At 68.4% G+C, this 18,046-nt stretch carries 18 protein-coding genes and 1 pseudogene; 5 read left to right on the forward strand and 14 right to left on the reverse strand.

From position 1 onward, the window contains the following. Positions 1 to 2: 2 nt before the first annotated feature. The 4 genes from ACMGFI_RS14085 to ACMGFI_RS14100 all read right to left on the reverse strand — a co-directional run bounded on the left by ACMGFI_RS14085 (position 3) and on the right by ACMGFI_RS14100 (position 2,947). A complete protein-coding gene (locus ACMGFI_RS14085) occupies positions 3 to 899 on the reverse strand; it encodes a succinate dehydrogenase/fumarate reductase iron-sulfur subunit (RefSeq protein ID WP_436910453.1) in 897 nt (298 codons plus the stop codon). Continuing rightward, positions 896 to 1,261: a succinate dehydrogenase hydrophobic membrane anchor subunit gene (locus ACMGFI_RS14090; RefSeq protein WP_436910454.1), complete on the reverse strand. Its 366-nt coding sequence runs from the start codon at positions 1,259 to 1,261 to the stop codon at positions 896 to 898. The genes ACMGFI_RS14085 and ACMGFI_RS14090 overlap by 4 nt, the downstream gene beginning before the upstream one ends. A gap of 3 nt (positions 1,262 to 1,264) precedes the next feature. Then, positions 1,265 to 1,657, reverse strand: coding sequence for a succinate dehydrogenase, cytochrome b556 subunit (sdhC, locus tag ACMGFI_RS14095; protein WP_135363036.1), 393 nt, complete (start codon positions 1,655 to 1,657; stop codon positions 1,265 to 1,267). 243 nt (positions 1,658 to 1,900) lie between these two features. Further along, positions 1,901 to 2,947 carry a succinylglutamate desuccinylase/aspartoacylase family protein gene (locus ACMGFI_RS14100; protein WP_436910455.1) on the reverse strand — a complete coding sequence of 349 codons (1,047 nt, stop codon included), beginning with the start codon at positions 2,945 to 2,947 and terminating at the stop codon, positions 1,901 to 1,903. A 189-nt stretch (positions 2,948 to 3,136) separates the two neighbouring features. On the opposite strand from ACMGFI_RS14100, the gene ACMGFI_RS14105 reads away from it, so the two are divergent. Next, entirely contained in the window at positions 3,137 to 4,480 is a 1,344-nt protein-coding gene (locus ACMGFI_RS14105) for an ATP-grasp domain-containing protein (RefSeq protein WP_436910456.1), read from the forward strand. 24 nt (positions 4,481 to 4,504) lie between these two features. Here ACMGFI_RS14105 and ACMGFI_RS14110 read toward each other — a convergent pair whose 3' ends face one another. From ACMGFI_RS14110 to ACMGFI_RS14125, 4 genes and pseudogenes are all read right to left on the reverse strand, one after another. Continuing rightward, positions 4,505 to 4,852, reverse strand: coding sequence for a DUF8152 family protein (locus ACMGFI_RS14110; protein WP_436910457.1), 348 nt, complete (start codon positions 4,850 to 4,852; stop codon positions 4,505 to 4,507). Between the two features lie 3 nt (positions 4,853 to 4,855). Further along, on the reverse strand, positions 4,856 to 5,434 hold the full coding sequence (locus tag ACMGFI_RS14115) for a DNA-3-methyladenine glycosylase family protein (RefSeq protein WP_436910458.1): 579 nt from the start codon (positions 5,432 to 5,434) through the stop codon (positions 4,856 to 4,858). 245 nt (positions 5,435 to 5,679) lie between these two features. Then, positions 5,680 to 6,183 (reverse strand): annotated as a pseudogene (cysE, locus tag ACMGFI_RS14120) (serine O-acetyltransferase); the annotation flags it as partial. 536 nt (positions 6,184 to 6,719) lie between these two features. After that, positions 6,720 to 7,877: an acyl-CoA dehydrogenase family protein gene (locus tag ACMGFI_RS14125; protein WP_436910459.1), complete on the reverse strand. Its 1,158-nt coding sequence runs from the start codon at positions 7,875 to 7,877 to the stop codon at positions 6,720 to 6,722. A 114-nt stretch (positions 7,878 to 7,991) separates the two neighbouring features. On the opposite strand from ACMGFI_RS14125, the gene ACMGFI_RS14130 reads away from it, so the two are divergent. The 3 genes from ACMGFI_RS14130 (at position 7,992) to ACMGFI_RS14140 (ending at position 10,775) form a co-directional block, all read left to right on the forward strand. Further along, positions 7,992 to 9,956 (forward strand): 3-hydroxyacyl-CoA dehydrogenase/enoyl-CoA hydratase family protein, encoded by a 1,965-nt coding sequence (locus ACMGFI_RS14130; RefSeq protein WP_436910460.1) that lies wholly within the window; start codon positions 7,992 to 7,994, stop codon positions 9,954 to 9,956. An 82-nt stretch (positions 9,957 to 10,038) separates the two neighbouring features. Continuing rightward, positions 10,039 to 10,314 carry a hypothetical protein gene (locus ACMGFI_RS14135; RefSeq protein ID WP_436910461.1) on the forward strand — a complete coding sequence of 92 codons (276 nt, stop codon included), beginning with the start codon at positions 10,039 to 10,041 and terminating at the stop codon, positions 10,312 to 10,314. Then, positions 10,311 to 10,775 carry a type II toxin-antitoxin system VapC family toxin gene (locus ACMGFI_RS14140; protein ID WP_436910462.1) on the forward strand — a complete coding sequence of 155 codons (465 nt, stop codon included), beginning with the start codon at positions 10,311 to 10,313 and terminating at the stop codon, positions 10,773 to 10,775. The genes ACMGFI_RS14135 and ACMGFI_RS14140 overlap by 4 nt, the downstream gene beginning before the upstream one ends. A 42-nt stretch (positions 10,776 to 10,817) precedes the next feature. On the opposite strand, the gene ACMGFI_RS14145 is transcribed toward ACMGFI_RS14140, so the two are convergent. Then, positions 10,818 to 10,976 (reverse strand): FXYD domain-containing ion transport regulator, encoded by a 159-nt coding sequence (locus ACMGFI_RS14145; protein ID WP_436910463.1) that lies wholly within the window; start codon positions 10,974 to 10,976, stop codon positions 10,818 to 10,820. A 193-nt stretch (positions 10,977 to 11,169) separates the two neighbouring features. On the opposite strand from ACMGFI_RS14145, the gene ACMGFI_RS14150 reads away from it, so the two are divergent. Further along, a complete protein-coding gene (locus tag ACMGFI_RS14150; RefSeq protein WP_436910464.1) occupies positions 11,170 to 11,532 on the forward strand; it encodes a hypothetical protein in 363 nt (120 codons plus the stop codon). A 32-nt stretch (positions 11,533 to 11,564) separates the two neighbouring features. Here ACMGFI_RS14150 and ACMGFI_RS14155 read toward each other — a convergent pair whose 3' ends face one another. The 5 genes from ACMGFI_RS14155 to ACMGFI_RS14175 form a co-directional block, all read right to left on the reverse strand. Further along, positions 11,565 to 13,529 (reverse strand): ABC transporter ATP-binding protein, encoded by a 1,965-nt coding sequence (locus ACMGFI_RS14155; RefSeq protein ID WP_436910465.1) that lies wholly within the window; start codon positions 13,527 to 13,529, stop codon positions 11,565 to 11,567. A 151-nt stretch (positions 13,530 to 13,680) separates the two neighbouring features. Beyond that, positions 13,681 to 13,872, reverse strand: a complete 192-nt coding sequence (locus ACMGFI_RS14160; protein ID WP_436910466.1) for a hypothetical protein — start codon at positions 13,870 to 13,872, stop codon at positions 13,681 to 13,683. Positions 13,873 to 13,971: 99 nt separating this feature from the next. Next, positions 13,972 to 16,860, reverse strand: a complete 2,889-nt coding sequence (locus tag ACMGFI_RS14165) for a DEAD/DEAH box helicase (protein ID WP_436910467.1) — start codon at positions 16,858 to 16,860, stop codon at positions 13,972 to 13,974. A gap of 90 nt (positions 16,861 to 16,950) precedes the next feature. Next, entirely contained in the window at positions 16,951 to 17,499 is a 549-nt protein-coding gene (locus tag ACMGFI_RS14170; protein ID WP_436910468.1) for a GNAT family N-acetyltransferase, read from the reverse strand. 55 nt (positions 17,500 to 17,554) lie between these two features. Beyond that, positions 17,555 to 18,019, reverse strand: a complete 465-nt coding sequence (locus ACMGFI_RS14175; protein WP_436910469.1) for a hypothetical protein — start codon at positions 18,017 to 18,019, stop codon at positions 17,555 to 17,557. Positions 18,020 to 18,046: the final 27 nt, after the last annotated feature.

An 18,046-nucleotide genomic window follows, 5' to 3' on the forward strand; every position in this document is an offset into this window, starting at 1 on the left:
GGTTACCAGAATTTGAGGTTCGACTTGACCGCTTCGCGCTTGAGTTCCTGGATGTGCTCGGTCAGCGGGATGTCCTTCGGACAGACCTCCGTGCAGGAGAACTGGGTCTGACAGCGCCAGACGCCGTGTTCCTGCTCGATGATCTCCAGACGGTCCTCCTTCTGGATCTCGCCCTCCCGCTCGTCCATCGCGAACCGGTAGGCCTTGTTGATGGCCGCCGGGCCGAGGTACTCGTTGTCGCCCGCGGCGATGTTACACGAGGACATGCAGGCGCCACACCAGATACACCGCGTCGACATCTTGACCTTCTCGCGGTTCTCGGGGCTCTGACGCTGTTCCTCGCGCTCGCCCTCCGGCAGCTCGTCGGGCTGGAAGTACGGCTCGACGGCGTGCATCTGCTCGTAGAAGTGCTCCATGTCCACGACGAGGTCCTTGACCACGTCCTGGTGGGGGAGCGGCTCGATGCGGACCGGGTCGTCCAGATCCGCCATCTGTGTCTTGCAGCCCAGTCGCTGCTGGCCGTTGACGAAGAGCGCGTCCGACCCGCAGACCGCCTGCCGGCAGGAGTGGCGGAAGGTCAGCGACGAGTCGTAGTGGTCCCGCGCGTAGATCAGCGCGTCGAGGACGGTCATCCCCTTGAAGAAGGGGACGGAGAAGTCGTCGAACCGCGGCTCCTCCTTGCCCTCGACCTCGGGGTCGTAGCGGAACACCTTGATCCGGACGGTCTCGTCGGCCTCCCTGACCTCCTCGCGGGCCTGCTGTTCGCGTTCGCGGGCCTCGGCGCGGGCCTTCTTCTCGGAGAGGCGGCGCTCCTGGGGGGACTGCTCGGCCGGTTCGGTCGCTTCGGCCTCGGCCTCGGTCTGCTCCTCGGTCTGCTCTTGCTCGATTTGCGTGCTCATAGTAGGTTGGTCATCGCGAGTGCCACGCGGGTTCCCTGAACGATCAGTGCTATGCTCGCCAGCGTCAAAACGGCCCCGACTGCCGTCTTGCGGGTGCCGCTCAGGCCCTGGTTGACGAGGGCGTTGTAGACGCCGTTGACGCCGTGGAAGGTCGCGGTGACGAGGAACAGCCACATCGTCGCGAAGTAGCCGACCTGGCTCATCCGCGCCTGGGTGCCGGCGAAGGTGATCTCGGCGGCGTGGTTGACGAAGTGCAGGAGGAAGAAGTGGAAGGCGAGCACGCCGATCAGGAAGACCGCAGTCAGCCGCTGGAAGAGCCACTTGATGCCGCCGCGCTCGAACGACGAGTAGTGCTGTGCCATGTGTTACACCCCCGCGAGGAACGTCGGCACGCTCGCGACGACGATGGCCGCCGTCACGACGAGCGACGCGTAGAAGCTCTTGTCCTGGTTCTCCAGCCCGAACCCGAGGTCGACGAACAGCAGGCGAACGCCGTTGAGGATGTGGAAGACGGCCACCGACAGGAGGCCGACCTCCAGCACGCGGACGATCAGCAGTTCCTCGAGTCCCTGGAGCGTGTTCGTGTACACCGTCGGGTCGCCGGCGGTGGCGGTGCTCAGCACCGCGATGTGCGTAAAGAGGTAGCCGACGAGCACCCAGCCGGTGAACTTGTGGAAGATCCAGGCCCACATGCCCGGCTGGAACTCCCGCCACCGGCCGAAATCCTCGACCGCTCCGCGGTCGTACGTTCCGCTCATACAACGGGCGCAATGGTAGCAGGGGGTATAGTAGTTTCTACACCGCCCCGTCTCGACCGCCGAACACGTTCACGCGCGTCCACAGGCGGCCGGGTTCGGTGGGTGTTTCGGGGATTTTCGCCGGGTCTCCGCGCGGACGTACCAACCGGCTGTCAGGGGTCGCGCCCGCGGGCCGGCGTCGCCCGCTCGCGCGCGGCCGCCGGTCGCCGGCGGATCCCCTCCCGCGGAACCCCACGCGGCTCCTCACTCTGCGGCGGAGTCGGGCACCGGGTCCCTGGGCGTCGTCGGTCCGTCGTCGCGCTCGATGGCGTCGAGCGTGTCGTCGTCGAGCTTGACGAGGTGACAGAGCGGGTTGCCCGGGTAGACGACCGGGTTCTCGAGGATGCCGACGAGCAGGCCCGTGAACGGCGCCTCGACGTGGGTCCGCTCGGTCTTGAACGGGTTGGCGATGGTGCAGATGGTCTCGCCCTCGCGGACGACGCCCCCGCGGGCGGCGTGCATGTCGACGAGGCCGCCGGCGTCGGCCCGCAGCCACGTCTTCTCGCCGGAGCCCTCGACGACCATCCGCCAGCCGGGCCAGCGCACCCGTTCGGTCGGCAGGAGGCCGAACTCGGCGAGGACGCTCTCGACGCCGACCAGGGCCCGGTCGATGAACTCCCGCTGGAAGCGGTGGGCCTCGCCCATCTCGACGGTGACCGTCGAGGTGTCGCGCTCGCTGGCCTCCCGGCGGAGCGTCCCCTCGGCGCCCTGGCCGTCGATGATGACGTTGGAGGCGAACGCCTTCGCGACGCGGGCGACCGACGAGTCGGCCATGTCGGCGCGGACGTGGAGCATATTCGTCCGGCCGCGGGTGGAGGTGTGCAGGTCGAGCCCGAAGTCGCAGGGCGCGACGAAGTTGTCGAAGATGCGCCGGGCCATCCGCTTGGCGCTGGTCGAGCCCGCCTTCCCGGGGAACGAGCGGTTGAGGTCGCGGTCGTAGACCGGGAGGTAGCGCTCCTGGGCGATGAAGCCGGGGACGTTCAGCACGGGGAGACAGACGAGCGTCCCCCGGAGGTCCGACAGGTCCCACTCGTGGGCCACTTCGCGGACGACCTCGACGCCGTTGAGTTCGTCCCCGTGGGCAGCGGCGCTGAGAAAGGCCGTCGGTCCCGCCCGCTCGCCGACGACGACGGTGACGGGGATCCTGACGGGGTCGCCGAGATAGGTCTCGCTGACCGTGTAGCGCACGTTGGCCCGCTCACCCGGGTCGACCCGCCCGCCGTCGTAGGTGAACGGTTCGGCCTCGTCCATACGCACCTCTACGCCCGGGGGTTGAAACGTGTGGCGACCCGCGGGCTCCGCCCGGCGGAGAACCGCTCGGGTGAGCGCCCGTTCGCGTTCGATGTCCGACGCCCTTCTTTCCGGATCGCCGTCAGAAACGTCCCTCGCCGGCGATTCGCGACCGTTAGTACTTTCGGCCGTCCGGCCGACCGGATCGGCATGGCGACTTCTGACGCCGTTTCGGTGGGGGTGTTGAGCCTGCACAACAGCAAGGAGACCAAGGCGATACTCAACGCGGTGGAGGCGCTGGGCCACGACCCCGAGTGGCTGCGCCGGGAGAACACGGTCGTGCGGATCGACGGCGACGAGGTGGTCCTCGAACCCGACGTCGACGTCATCGCGAACCGTCTGCTGCTCTCGAAGTCGGGCGAACCCTGCGAGGAGCTGGGGCTCGCGAACACGCTCGAACAGATCGTCCCGGTCCTCAACGAGCCCGCGGAGACGCTCACGTCGATGCACAAGGTCGCCTCCGCGGTGGCGCTGACCGACGCGGACGTCCGCGTCCCCGACGCGCTGCTCGCCCTCTCGACGGACCGCCTGAACGCCGAGCGCGAGGCGTTCGGCGAGGAGGCCGTCTTCAAGACCGCCATCGGGACGAACGGCGGCGGCACCTGGAAGGTCGGGGCCGGCGACCAGGTGAACGCCCGCGTCGGCGACCGCTACGCGTTCCTCCAGAAGCTCCTCGACCGGGGCGACGCGCCGACCCGCGACCTGCGGGTCTACGTCGTCGACGGCGAGGTGGTCGGGTCGATGTTCCGCTACGCGCCCGAAAACGAGTGGCGGACCAACGTGGCGCTGGGCGGTCGCGTCGAGGACGCGGCCGGCGACGTCCCCGACGAGGTCCTCGAGACGGCCGAGCGGGCCATCGACGCGGTCGGCCTCGACTACGCCGGGGTCGACCTCATGGAGGGCGCCGACGGCTGGTACGTCCTCGAAGTCAACCCGACCGCGGGGTTCAAGGGCCTGTTCGAGGCGACCGGGAAGAGCCCCGCGCCGCACATCGCGCGACTCGCCATCGAGCGGGCCGGCGGGAGCGTCGACGACGACCGGGTCGCGGAGCTGTCGAACGTGCTCGACGACTCGGTGCCCGCGTGCAAGCCGGCGCCGGTCGCGAGCCGCCCGAACGAGGAGGTCGTCATCGGCTACACCGAGGAGGTCCAGATAATCGGGACGAGCGGTTCGGAGACCGTCGTCGCGAAGTCCGACACGGGCGCCGCGCGGACGAGCATCGACACGCAGCTCGCGGCCAACATCGGCGCCGGCCCGATCAAGTCGATCACGAAGGTCCGCTCGGGGTCGTCGAAGAGCTCGAAGAGCCGGCCGCTCGTCGACGTGGTCGTCGGCGTCGGCGGCACACGCCACACCGTCACCGCCAGCGTCGAGGACCGCAGCCACATGAACTACCCCGTCATCCTCGGCCGCGACATCCTCGGCGACTACCAGGTCGACGTGTCACGGCAGGCCGACCGCGAGTCCGACCCCGAAGTCGAGTCCGAGGAGTAGTCGAGCGCCGCCGTTCGCCCGCTCTCAGTTTTCGCCGTCGTCCGCTACGATATCATCGGCGAGCGACTTCGCCGTCGCGACGCGCTCGTCGGCGCCCGGATCGCCGGTCCCCTCGACGTTGTCGAGCAGGTCGGCGACGTGGCCGACGCGCTCGCGGACGGTCGACTCGGCCGACTTGTCGGCGGTCGAGTCCGTGGCCTCGGTGGCGAGGTCTGCCGCGTCGCCGGCGACCGCCTGGGCCTCGCCGATCCACCGGCTCGCCGTCCGGTCGACCGGCCGCTCCTCGGTCGCTTCGAGTTCGGCGTGGAGTCGTTCGACGCGCGCCTCCAGTGGCTCATTCCCGGAGTCGTCGCTGCTGGGGTCGTCGCCCACGACTCATCCCTCCACGGCGCGCCACAGGTAGAGGCTGGCGTAGCTCCGGTAAGGCTTCCAGCGCTCGGCGGCGTCGGTCATCTCGGTGCGGGTCATCTCGTCGTCGAACAGCCGGTCCATCCCCTTGCGGATGCCCAGGTCGCCGACGGGGAACACGTCCTCGCGGGCTAGTCCAAACATCAGTAACATATCGGCAGTCCACGGGCCGATGCCGTGGATGTCGGTCAGTTCCGCTTTGACCGCCTCGTCGCTCATCTCGGCGAAGGTGTCGCGGTCCCACTCGCGCGTGAGGAAGGCGCTCGCGGCGCTTTTGACGTAGTCGGCCTTCGCCTCGGAGAGGCCGGCCTCGTGGAGGGCGGCGTGGTCGGCTTCGACGAGAGATTCGGGCGTGACCTCGACGGCGTCGAACAGCCGCTCGCGGATGGCCGCGGCGGCGTCCATCGACACCTGCTGGCGGATCAGCGAGACGACCAGCCGCTCGTAGAGATCGTCGGCCGGCTCCAGCGCGACGGGGCCGTGCTCGTCGACGACCGGCCCGAGCACGTCGTCCGCGGCGAGTTCCTCGATTGGGTCCGCTGTCATCGCTCAGGTGTTCGGTGCCGGGACGGCATGGGGGTTTCGGAGGACCGCGGCGCGGTCGGGCCGGTCGGTCGGACAGTTCCGTCCTCGGCCCCTCAGCTCGCGCCCGCCGCGCCGCAGCAGGCCGGCGGGTCCGGGGGCGTCGCCGTCTCGTCGTTCGCCGGTTCGTCGGCGGTGGGATCGGCGCTGCTTCCTTCGGTGTGGTCCGGTGCCGTCGCGGATTCCGTCTCCGACTCGGCGTCGCCCCCGTCGACGACTTCGGCGGGGTTGCCGACGACGGTCGCGCCGGGCGGCACGTCCTCGACGACGACGGCGCCGGCGCCGACGGTCGCGTCGTCGCCGACCGTGATGTCGCCCACGAGCGTCGAGTTCGCGCCCAGCGTCACGCCGTCGCCGACGGTCGGGTGGCGCTTGACGGGCCGCGGGTCGTCCCCGCCGAGCGTGACGCCGTGGTACATCGCCACGTCGTCGCCCACCTCCGCCGTCTCCCCGATGACGACGCCCATCCCGTGGTCGATGAAGACCCGGCGGCCGAGGTCTGCGCCCGGGTGGATCTCCACGCCCGTGAAGAATCGGGTGACCTGTGAGAGGAGGCGCGCGGTGAAGTGGAAGCCGTGGGTCCACAGCCAGTGGGCCAGCCGGTAGGCCCAGACGGCGTGGAGGCCGGCGTAGAGCAGTACCTCGGCGGAGCTCTTGGCGGCGGGGTCGGTCTCGCGGGCTGTGCGTACGTCCTCGCGGAGTCTGTCGAACATTGTCTGGTCCGTGTCGTGGTCGGTCCGTGTCGTGGTCGGTGGGTCTAACTGGTCGATGCGTCGGAGAAAGAGCGGGCGCTCAACAACGGCAACGCCGAACACTGTTCGGCTGGTCGTGTGCCGTGCGACCGGACGAGCGCGAGCGCCCGAAGTCCATGTTTCGGTGTCGCTCTGCCAGCGGCTTAAATTATCCGACCTCTACCACACTCGATAGCAGGCGGTGAAAGCCCTCGGCGCGCTCGCGGTCGCTGAGCGGGATATCCGCGCTCTCGGCACCGCCCGCGCGGATAGAGCCCGCTCAGGCGACTATCGGCGCGAGCGCGCCTCGCCCTTTCAGTCCACCAGGGACCGCACCCGCCCCGCACAGCACCGCAGACAGCCACGAGCCTCCCCAGCCGATTGCGTTACTCGTCGCAAGCTCCTGCGTTACTCATCCCTCGCGCGACTGTTTCGAGCGGCCCGCCAGGAGGCGGGCACGCTCGACAGCGCGCGCCGTCCAGAAGATTCCCCGGGCAGGAACCGAGGCGGCTGGGTGGTCAGACCATCCCCTTCCCGAGCAGTTCGCGGGCGATGATGTTCTTCTGTATCTCGGTGGTGCCCTCGTAGATCTGGGTGATCTTGGCGTCGCGGTAGAACCGCTCGACGTCGAAGTCGTTGACGTAGCCGGCGCCGCCGTGGATCTGGACGGCCTCGTCGGCCACGTCGACGGCGATCCGGGAGGCGTACTCCTTGGCCATCGAGGCGAGCTTCGTGAGCCGGTCGTCGGCGTGGTCGACGCTCCAGGCCGACTTGTAGGTGAGCTGGCGCGCGGCCTCCGTCTTGGTGTGCATGTCCGCGAGCTTGTGCTGGATGGCCTGGAACTCGCTGATGGGCCGGTCGAACTGCTCGCGCTCCTGGGCGTAGTCGAGCGCGCGCTCGGCGGCGCCGCGAGCGATGCCGACGCCCTGCGCGGCCACCGCCGTCCGCGTCTCGTCGAAGAACTGCATCAGTTGCAGGAAGCCCGCGCCGCGAGTCCCGAGCAGGTTCTCCTCGGGGACGCGCACGCCGTCGAACAGCAACTCGGCGGTGTCGGAGGCGCGGATCCCGAGCTTCCCGGTGATCTTCTCGGCCTCGAAGCCGTCGCGGTCCGATTCGACGATGATCTGCGAGAAGCCATTGTAGCGGCCCTCGGCGTCGGGGTCGGTCTCGCAGAGGACGACGAAGAAGTCGCCGACGGAGCCGTTCGTGATCCACATCTTGTTGCCGTCGATGACCCACTCGTCGCCGTCTTTCTCGGCGCTCGTGGAGACGCTGGACACGTCCGAGCCCACGTCGGGTTCGCTGATGGCCGAACCCATGATGGCCTCGCCCTCCGCGACCGGCCGGAGGTACTCCTCCTTCTGCTCCTCGGTGCCGAACTCGACCAGGGCGTCGGCGCCGAACGCCGCCGACGAGATGGACAGGCCGATCCCCGGGTCGGCGGCGAACAGCTCCTCGACGATGACGATGTTGGTCAGGTAGTCGTAGCCGACGCCGCCGTACTCCAGCGGGACGTTGGCGCCCACGAGTCCCAGTTCCGCGGCCTCCTCGACGAGGTCGTGGGGGAACTTCTCCTCGGTGTCGTACTCGGTGGCGACCGGCCGGATCTCGTTCTCCGCGAACCGCCGGACTTCGTCGCGGACCTGCTCTTGCTCGTCTGTGAGTGCGAAGTCCATACCTCGGTTGTCATCGTCTCGCACACATAACGCTTCGTAATCAACGATCAACTCGCCGAGCGTTTACGGCCGAGAGAAACCTTGAAACGGGAGCCGAGCGAGGATGCACACGTCATGAACTTCGAGGACATCGAGCAGGTCGCGGTACTCGGCGCCGGCAACATGGGCCACGGGATCGCCGAGGTCGCGGCGCTGGCGGGCTACGACGTGACGATGCGCGACATCAAAGAGGAGTTCGTCGAGGACGGCTACGAGAACATCGAGTGGTCGCTGGGTAAACTCGCGGAGAGCGGCCAGATCTCCGAGGACGAGGCCGACGCCGCACTCGACCGCGTCGAACCGCTCGTGGACTTCGAGGCCGCCGTCGCCGAGGCCGACGTGGTCATCGAGGCCGTCCCCGAGCGGGTGGACGTGAAGAAGGACGTGTACGGGGAACTGGAGGAGTACGCGCCCGACGAGGCCATCTTCGCGACGAACACCTCCAGCCTCTCGGTCACCGAACTGTCGGAGGTGACGGAGCGACCGGAGCAGTTCTGCGGGATGCACTTCTTCAACCCGCCGGTCCGGATGGCGCTGGTCGAGGTCATCCGCGGCGACCACACCGCCGACGAGACGCTCGACGCCATCGAGCAACTCGCCGAGGCCTTCGAAAAGACGCCCGTCCGGGTCCGCAAGGACTCGCCGGGGTTCATCGTCAACCGCGTCCTCGTCCCGCAGATGAACGAGGCCTGCTGGCTCGTCCACGACGACGTGGCCACCGTCGCGGAGGTCGACTCCACCACCTCCTTCGACATGGGCCTGCCCATGGGCGCGTTCGAACTCGGCGACCAGGTCGGCCACGACGTGACCCTGCACGTCCTCGAGTACCTCCACGAGGTGCTCGGCGACGCCTACGAGCCCTGCCCGCTCCTGGAGGAGAAGGTCGAGGCCGAGGAACTCGGCAAGAAGACCGGCCGGGGCTTCTACGACTACGAGGACGGGGGCGTCGAAATCCCCGCCGACGAGGGCCGCGACGGCGTGGAGGCCCGACTGCTGGCCGTCATGGCCAACGAGGTCGGCAAGCTCGTCGAGAACGACGTGGCGCCCGTCTCCGACATCGACGAGGCGATGATGCTCGGCGCGGGCTTCCCCGAGGGCCCCGGCAAGCGCGCCGACGCCTACGGCCTGGACGACCTCGTCGAGACCCTCGAAGACCTCCACGAGGAGACCGGCGCCGCCCGCTACGAGGTCTCCGACGGCCTCCGCGCGGCCGCCGACGAGGGCGGCTTCTACGGCGGCGACGACGAGGGCGAGACCGTCGAGTACGAGCAGATCGTCGTCGAGACCGACGGCGCGGTCGGCCACATCCAGCTCGACCGCCCGGCGCGGATGAACACGATCACCGTCCAGATGCTAGACGAACTCGACGCCGCCGTCGACCAGTTCGAGGGCGACGACGAGATCCGGACGGTACTCCTCGAAGGCGCGGGTGACCGCGCGTTCTCCGCCGGGTTCGACGCCGCCAGCGCCGCGCCCGAGAGCGGCCTCGACGCCACCGAGATGTCCCGGAAGGGCCAGCGCGTCTTCGGCCGCCTGGAGGAGGTGGGGATGCCGGTCGTCGCCGCGATCGACGGCTACTGCCTCGGCGGCGGGATGGAACTCGCCACCGCGGCGGATATGCGGATATCCAGCGAGAGCGGCCAGTTCGGCCAGCCCGAGCACAACCTCGGCCTCCTGCCCGGCTGGGGCGGCACCCAGCGCCTGAAACACGTCGTCGGCGAGGGCCGCGCGAAGGAGATCATCTTCACCGCCAAGAACGACTACGACCCCGAGACGATGTACGACTACGGCTTCGTCAACGAGGTCGTCGCCCCCGACGAGTACGACGACCGCAAGTGGGAACTCGCCCGCGACCTCGCCGCTGGCCCGCCAATCGCCCAGAAGCTCACCAAGCGCGCGATGCTCGCCGGCCGCGACGACACCGACGCCGGCCTGGAGTACGAGGCCTCCGCCTTCGGCCAGCTGTTCACCACCGACGACGTGTGGGAGGGCCTCGCGGCCTTCCAGCAGGACCGCGATCCCGAGTTCGAAGGGAAGTAGCGAGCCTTCGACGGTATTCGCCGCGCCGGGCGCCCCCTCCCGCGGAGCCGAGGGTTTTTCTACCGGAGTCGGTTACATGAACATGACTGATGACATGAGCTTCGACTCGAACGGGAAGGTCGTTCAGACCCGCCTCTCGGCCGCGGAGTACGAGCGGTTCCGCCGCATCGCGGACGAGGAGGGGATCACCCTGAAGGAAGCCCTCCGGCGTGCCGTCACCGAGTACACGGGGACACGCGAGAAACACGACATCGACGACCCGTTCTTTCAGGGCGCAGCGAGTAGCGGGTCGAACGCGAAACCCGACGAGCAGTTGACCGCCGAGAAGACCGACTCGTACCTCTACGGGGACGAATGACGGGAGACCGTCTCGATCCCTTCCGTCCGGCGTCGAGCGGACCGACCGCGCTGTTTCTGGACACCAGCGGCCTGTTCGCGTACTTCCACCCCGAAGTGAAAGAACACGAGCGCGTCAGTGCGTTCTTCGAACGCGTCGGTCGAAACGAGATCCCGTACAGACCGTTGCTGACGAGCACGTACATCGTCGACGAGCTCGTGACGCTCCTCCTCTCGATAAGCACTCACGAGTACGCGACGACGGCGCTCGACAGGGTGCTGGATTCGGAGAGTATCGACGTGATATCGGAGTCGTCGGACGCGTTCTCGGCTGCAAGGGACCGCGTCGAACGGTTCGGAGACCGTTCGATCTCGTTCACGGACCAGATGAGTGCGGTCCAGATGCGCGAGCGGAACGTCTCCCACGTCCTCGCATTCGACAGCGACTACGAATCGCTCGGATTCGAGTGTATCCCGCGGTGAAACCGTCTGACTCGGAGTAACTGCCGACCCGGCCGCCGCGGTTCACCGCTCCCAGTTGGCCAGCCAGATCACCGAGGCGATCATCAGGACGACGATGCCGAGGAAGGACGTGGTCGGTTCGGGCAGGAAAAACAGCAGGACGCCGACCAGTATCAGCCCGCCGACGCCGACCTGTTCCCAGTACTCCTGGAGCGTTGGCATACGCTACGGTAGCCGGCGGAGCCGAAAGGGTATTGACCGGTTACTCCCCTGAACGGTACTTTTTCGTGTCATGGTATCTCACACAGCGTATGGGCACGAAAGTGATCTGTCTGACAGGTTCGCACGGGGACAACTGTTCGAGCGGCGGCGGTGACCGCTCACGTACCGATCGGTCAGTCCGGGGGTATCTCGGATGCTCGTCAGGTTGCTGAAGCTCCTGTTCCGCCTCGCGGGCGTCGTGTTCTCGATCGTCTTCGTCGTCGGGATGCTCGAGTTCTTCGGGCTGACGCTCTATATGCTGTGGCGGAACGAGGCGGCGCTGGACGCGCTGACGGCTGGGGGCGTCACCCCGGGAGAACTCATCGCGTTCCTGCTGGCCAGTCCGGACCGGCTCGTCGTCGCCGCCGTGCTCGCGGTTCTCGGGCTTCTCATGGTGTTCACTGGCGATTCCGGAGGGAGCCACGGCGACGGGCACGTCCACGACGGGTTCGGAGGGATGGGCGACGGAGGCGGCAGTGGCGGTGGCGGTGACGGCGGCGGAGGCGGCGGCGAATAACGCGGAGCGCGGTCGCCGCGGCGGGAGCGGAGTCAGTCGTCTTCCGCGGCGTCGAGGGCCTGCTGGGCGACCCGCTCGCTGGCCTGTTCGACGAACTCCTCGGGGAGGTCCTCGATCTCGCCGGCCTGGACGCGCCAGAGGTTCGCGTAGAGGCCGTCGCCCTCCAGCAGCTCGTCGTGGGTGCCCCGCTCGACGATCTCGCCCTCGTCGATGACGAGGATGGTGTCGGCGTCCCGGACCGTCGAGAGCCGGTGGGCGATGATGAAGGTCGTGCGGTCGGCGGCGAGTTCGTCGATGGAGCGCTGGATGAGCATCTCCGTCTCCGTGTCGACCGCCGATGTGGCCTCGTCGAAGATCATGATCGCGGGGTGCTGGAGGATGGTCCGCGCGACGGCGACGCGCTGGCGCTGGCCGCCCGAGAGCTTCACGCCCCGCTCGCCGATGTCGGTGTCGTAGCCCTCGGGGAGCTTCTGGATGAAGTCGTGGGCCTCGGCGCGTTTGCAGGCCTCGACGACCTCCTCGCGGCTGGCGTCGAACTGACCGTACTTGACGTTATCAGCGACGGTGCCGTCGAACAGGAAGTTGTCCTGGCCGACGTAGCCCATCGACCCGCGCAGGCTGGAGACCGTCACGTCGCGCACGTCGTGGCCGTCGACGCGAACGGCCCCCTCGTCCACGTCGTACAGGCGCAGGAGTAGCTTGACGATGGTCGTCTTCCCCGCTCCCGTGGGGCCCACGAGGCCGACCGTCTCGCCGGGGTCCACGTCGATGTCGATGTCGTCCAGGACGACCTCGTCCGCGTCGTAGCTGAAGGTCACGCCGTCGTACTCGACGTGGCCCTCCACGTCGTCCAGGTCGACCGCGTCGGGCTTGTCCTGGATCCGGACCGGCAGGCTCATCAGCCCGAGGATGCGCTTGGTCGAGGCCTTGGCGTCCTCGTAGCGCTCGATGATGTTCGACATCTGCGCGAGCGGGTTGACCAGCCGCTGGGTGAGCAGGAGGAAGGTGACGAGCGTCCCGACGGTGAGTTCGGTGTCGTAGGTCGTACCGAGGAGCGTCAGCTGGTTCGACAGCGGCCCCGGCGGCCCGTCCAGGATCCAGATCCCGCCGACGACGAACGTCGCGATGAACGCGAGGGAGGTCAGCGCCCGCAGGCCCGGGCGGTAGACGAAGCTCAGCCGCAGCGCCAGCCAGTCGAGTCTGAAGTAGCGGTAGGAGTGTTCCCTGACGCGCTCGTCCTCGTATTCCTCGGTGTTGGAGGACTTGATGACCTCGATGCCGCCGAGGTTGTTCTCCAGGCGGCTGTTGAGGTCGCCGACCGACTCGCGGATGTCCGCGTAGCGCTCCTCGGCCAGCCGCATATACCAGAGAGTGAACACCGCGGACAGCGGGATGACGGTCAGTGTCACGACCGACAGCATCGGGTTCATCCACAGGAGGATGACCGCGGTCCCGCCCATCAGGACGATGAGCTGGATCATCTCGCCCATCATCGAGTCGAGGAACTGCTCCAGGCGGTTGGTGTCGTTCGAGAGGATGGAGATGAGCTCGCCCGTCTGGACCTCGTTGAAGAAGTCCATGTCCAGGCGCTGCATCTGCTGATACGTGGCGGTCCGTGCCTCGTGTTTCACCCGGTGGGAGAAGAGGTTCAGCGACGAGGACCTGACGAAGATGAGGACCGCCTGGCCGACCATCGCGACGCCCATCGCGCCGATGGCGAACCAGAACTGGCCCATCGTCGTGTCGGGGAGCCAGGCGTTCGGGACGAACGGGAGGGAGAACGGCGCGGAGTCGCTGAAGATCGCGTCGATGGCGGTCCCGAGGATCACCGGGGGAACCAGCGAGAAGAACCGGGACCCGATGCTCGCGAGGACGCCGACCACGAACCAGCGCCGGTTGCCGTGGCCGTACTTCATGAACAGCTGCCACAGCGGGTGGTCGATCTCCTCGCGGTGCCGCTCGATGTACTCCGAATCGATCGCTTGGTCTGTGCTCACGGGTTCGACTGTCGCGCCTGTTAGCCATCACCGGCTAAAAAGGGGCCGGTCCGCCACAGATTCGCCGCTTGTTCCGGCGGTCGCCGGCACGGTCACCGACCGTCGTACGCGGTCGCTGCCGGTCCGCTCGTCGGTCCCGGTTCGGGGACGCTCAGCACATCTCGGCGAGGTCGCGCCAGTCCTCCGTGTGGAAGCCCACTTCGAGTTCGCGCCCGCAACCTTCGCAGTAGAAGGTTCCGCTGTGGCGGTCCGCCGGCAGTTCCGTCCACTCGCCGTGTTCGTCGCACTCGACGCGGATCCCCCGTTCCTCGCTTTCGGGCAGTTCGACGGAGTAGGATGGCATCGTTCGCGCGTGGGGGCCGTGCCAGCTTAAGTCCGACGCCGACCACGGCGCAGTCCGCCGGTTCCGTCGACCGGCGCCCCGCTTCGTGCCGGACCGCGCTCAGTCCCAGAAGCTCCGGGTGCGCGCGTACTCGCGCTCGCGGCGGAGGATGTCCCGGTAGAACTCGTCCTCGTCCTCCCGGAGCTTGTTGATGATCCGGGCGGCGTTGCGCGGGCCGACGCCCCGGGCGGCCAGTGCGATCACGGCCCGTTTGCCGTGGCTCTGGACGAGACTCGCGGACCTGTAGGCCTTCTCGGTCTCGCTCTCCTGTTCGTCGTCCTTGTCCGTCGCCTTCACGGCCGAGACGACCTCGTCGGCCCACGGATTGAGCGCGGCGATCCGGGTGGACCCACATTCGGGACACTCCGGCCGGTCCCGGATCCGCTTGACCGGCTTCTTGCGCTTCCAGTCCTGGCAGTGCAGGCAGAAGAGGATCATCCGGTCGTTCTGGATGCGTTCCTTGACCGTCTGGATGACGCTCGCGTCGGCGTGGTCCGGCGAGAGCAACTCCTGGCCGGCGCTGCGCCCGCCGAGGCCGATGGGGGTCCGGTCGCCGAGCAACTCGACGGAGAGGTCACCCGACTGGATCCGTTCGAGGACCTCGCTCGCGCCTTCTACGTCCAGTTCCTCGTGGAGGATCTCGCGGACGGCCTCGTCGTAGACCGGCGTGTCCTCCAGCGCGTCCATCAGCCGGTTGCGACCGAAGCGGTCGCTCGACCCGCGGCCGCGCCAGCGCTTCAGCGCGCCGAACTTCGTCGCGACCTGGGCGACCTTGAACTTCAGCGAGTCGGCGTTCTTCAGGGAGAGCTCGACGAGTTCGGCGACGTGGTCGGGGTCGGTGTCCTCCAGCACCTCCAGGGCGTCGGTCGCCGAGGCGGTGCGGGGCACCTCCAGTTCGATCCGGTAGGGGTCGATCTCCATCCCGACCGACGAGCCGGTGGCCTGGCCCAGCAGCGCCGAGAGCAACCGCCCGAGCGTCTCGTTGATCTTGTGGCCGAACGCGGCGTTGACGACGAGTTCCCGACCGCGGAACTCGATCAGTATCGTGTCGTCGGTGGGGACCGGGTGGTCGGGGTCGTGGTCGGCCAGCTGTTCGAGCCCCACCGCTATCGTGTCCGCGTCGCCGTCGTAGCGGGCGGTGAACTCCCGCGCGACCGAGTCGACGGACGCTCCCTGCCGGAACTGCTCCCCCGCAATCCCGCGCATCTCGCCGACCTCCTGGGCGACGCCGCAGGGGACGGGGATCTCCTGCCCGGTCCACGAGGGGACCTCACCCCCTGGATCCTCGACGGGCGAGACGGTGACGGTCTCCTCCTCCTCGTCGATCTCGGTGATGCGCCACATCTCGCCCCGCTGGACGAAGATCTCCCCGGGCGTCGCGAAGTTGACGACGAACCGCTCGTCTAAGGTCCCCACGTCGCGGCCGCTGGCCACGTCCTCGACGGTGTAGGTCGCCTCGTCGGGGATCATCGAGAGGTTGTGATAGAAGTACTGCCAGGTCCCGCTACGCTTCTGGATCTCGTCGCTGTCTTCCTCCAACCAGACGACCTTGTTGCCCGCAAGCTCGCGGACCACCGACTTGAACTCCCGCTCGGAGAGGTCCCGGAACGGGTAGGCCCGGGTGAGGATCTCGTAGGCCCGCATCGCCCGGATCTCCCCGAAGTCCATGACGAGGCCGGCGACCTGGTTCGCGACGGTGTCGAGGCTGCCGTCGTGGATGTCGGCGGACTCGACCTCCCCCGAGCGGGCCTTGCGAGCGACGGCGAGCGCCTCCAGGGTGTCGTCGGGGTGGGTCGTCACGACGGTGCCCCGCGACACCTGGTCGCGGCGGTGGCCCGCGCGGCCGACCCGCTGGAGTAGCCGGGTCACCTGCCGCGGGCTGTTGTACTGGACCACGTGGTCGACGTGGCCCACGTCGATGCCCAGCTCCATCGACGAGGTGCAGAGCAGGCCGTCCAGTTCGCCGGCCTTGAACCGGTCCTCGACCTCGATCCGTGACTCCTTGGCCAGCGAGCCGTGGTGGACGCCGATGTCCGCGTCGAGTTCCTTGAACCGCGAGCCCAGCGCCTCCGCGAGTTGGCGGGTGTTGACGAAGACCAGCGTCGACTCGTACTCGTCGACGAGTTCGGTGATGTAACGGACGTGACTCGCGAAGTCGGGTTCGGTCATCAGCTCGCCGGCCAGCCGCTCGTCCTCGTCGGTGACCGCCGGCGAGCGGACGCGCACGTCGAGGCGGCTGCCCACGTCGATCTCGACGACCGAACAGCCGCGATCGCCCGTGAGAAAGCGGCCGATCTCATCGGGCTCGCCCACGGTCGCCGAGAGCCCGACCCGCTGGAAGTCGTCTGCGAGTTCGACCAGCCGTTCGAGGCCGACCGTCATCTGGGCGCCCCGCTTCGAGACGGCGAGTTCGTGGACCTCGTCGACGACGACGTGGTCCACGTCCGCGAGCGCGGTCCGGAGCTTCGACCCCGTGAGCATCGCCTGCAGGGTTTCGGGGGTCGTCACCAGCACGTCGGGCGGGTCGTTGGCCTGCTGCTGTCGCTGGTAGTCGGTCGTGTCTCCGTGGCGGACCTGCACGTCCAGGTCCAGCCGCTCGCCCCACCACTCCAGGCGCTCGCGCATGTCCCGGTTGAGCGCCCGCAACGGTGTGACGTACAGCGCGCCGATACCGAACCGCTCCTCGCCTTCGAGGGCGTCGAGGACGGGGAGCATCGCCGTCTCGGTCTTGCCGGTCCCGGTCGGCGCGACGACGAGGACGTTCTCGCCGTCGACCAGCGGCGGGATGGCCTCTCGCTGTGGCTCGGTCGGCGTCGTGAACCCCCGCTCGGAGAGCGCGGCGCGGACCTCCGACCCCAGCGCGGCGAACGCCCCCGGGTCGCCCGAGGTCGGGCTATCCGAGTTCGGGCCGGACCCGTCTGCGTCACCGGTCGCTCCGGCGTCTGTCATCGCCCGCCCTATGCGTTTGACCCGATTAAGCGCCCCGATCGCGACACGCCACCGACGACGGTCTGTCGCGTAGGGACCACGGGCCCCACCTCACTCGTCGCGCCACTCACCGCGCAGCAGGCCGTACTGGACCATGTCGCGGTGGGCGCCGTCGACGAACATGAACTTCCGGCGTCGTCCCTCCTCGACGAATCCGAGCGACTCCAGCAGGCCCCGCGAGGCGTCGTTGTGGTCGAACGCGCCCGCCCCGACGGCCGGCTTGTCGTACGACCGGAACACGTAGTCGATCGCGAGTCTGACGGCCTCCGTGCCGTACCCCTGGCCGTGGACCTCGGGGACCAGCCAGTATCCCAGTTCCGGCCGGCGGTAGTCGATGCACTCGACGCTCACGACGCCGATCCGGCGGGTCTCCTCGTCGTCCGGTCGGCCCGGGCCGGCGTCCTCGCCGTCGAGGCAGACCAGCAGGCGGTCCGTTCCGTCCTCGTCGTCCGCGTCGATCGCCTCGCGGTTCCGCAACGGAGTCCCGAGCGGGTAGCGGATCTCGGGGTTCGCACTCGCGCGCTGCAGAAACGGCACGTCTTCGGTCTCGACGGAGCGGAGCGTGACGCGCTCGCCGCTCGCGATGCGTGCGCCTGGCATGGACCCATCCACTTCGCCACGGGATAACTGTCTTGTCCCAGTCCGGGACGCTCTCTCAGCCGATCCGGTCGACCACTCGCCCGGCGACGACGCCGAGCGCCGTGAGCGCGCCGATTAGCGCCCCGAGACCGACCAACAGCGGTTTCCCCCAGTACCGGAGTCCGAACTGCGGACGGATCTCGTTGCCGACGACGGTGTAGTTCTCGCCGCGGTACCGGACGGCCTCGCGGTTCTCGCCGTAGCCGACCTGGTCTTCGCCAGTGACGAAGTGGGAGCCGTTCACCGGGGTCGAGCGGTGGACCGGGTCGGTGCGGTTGAGGCCCTCGTCGAAGACGCTCTGCTCGGGGTCGGAGAGATCGGGATACGGCACGGGGTCGATGTCGCCACTGGCCGTGACCGGATCTCTGAACCCTTGCTCGACGGTATACTCGTAGCGGTAGTCGGGGATCGCCGCCGGTATCGCGAACCCGGCGACGACCAGCAGGAGGGCGAGGAGGCCGTAGATGGCGGCCGGACGCATGGGCGAGCCGTCGTCGGCCGACGGTAA

Source organism: Halosimplex marinum (assembly GCF_051414075.1).
GTDB classification, from domain to species: domain Archaea; phylum Halobacteriota; class Halobacteria; order Halobacteriales; family Haloarculaceae; genus Halosimplex; species Halosimplex marinum.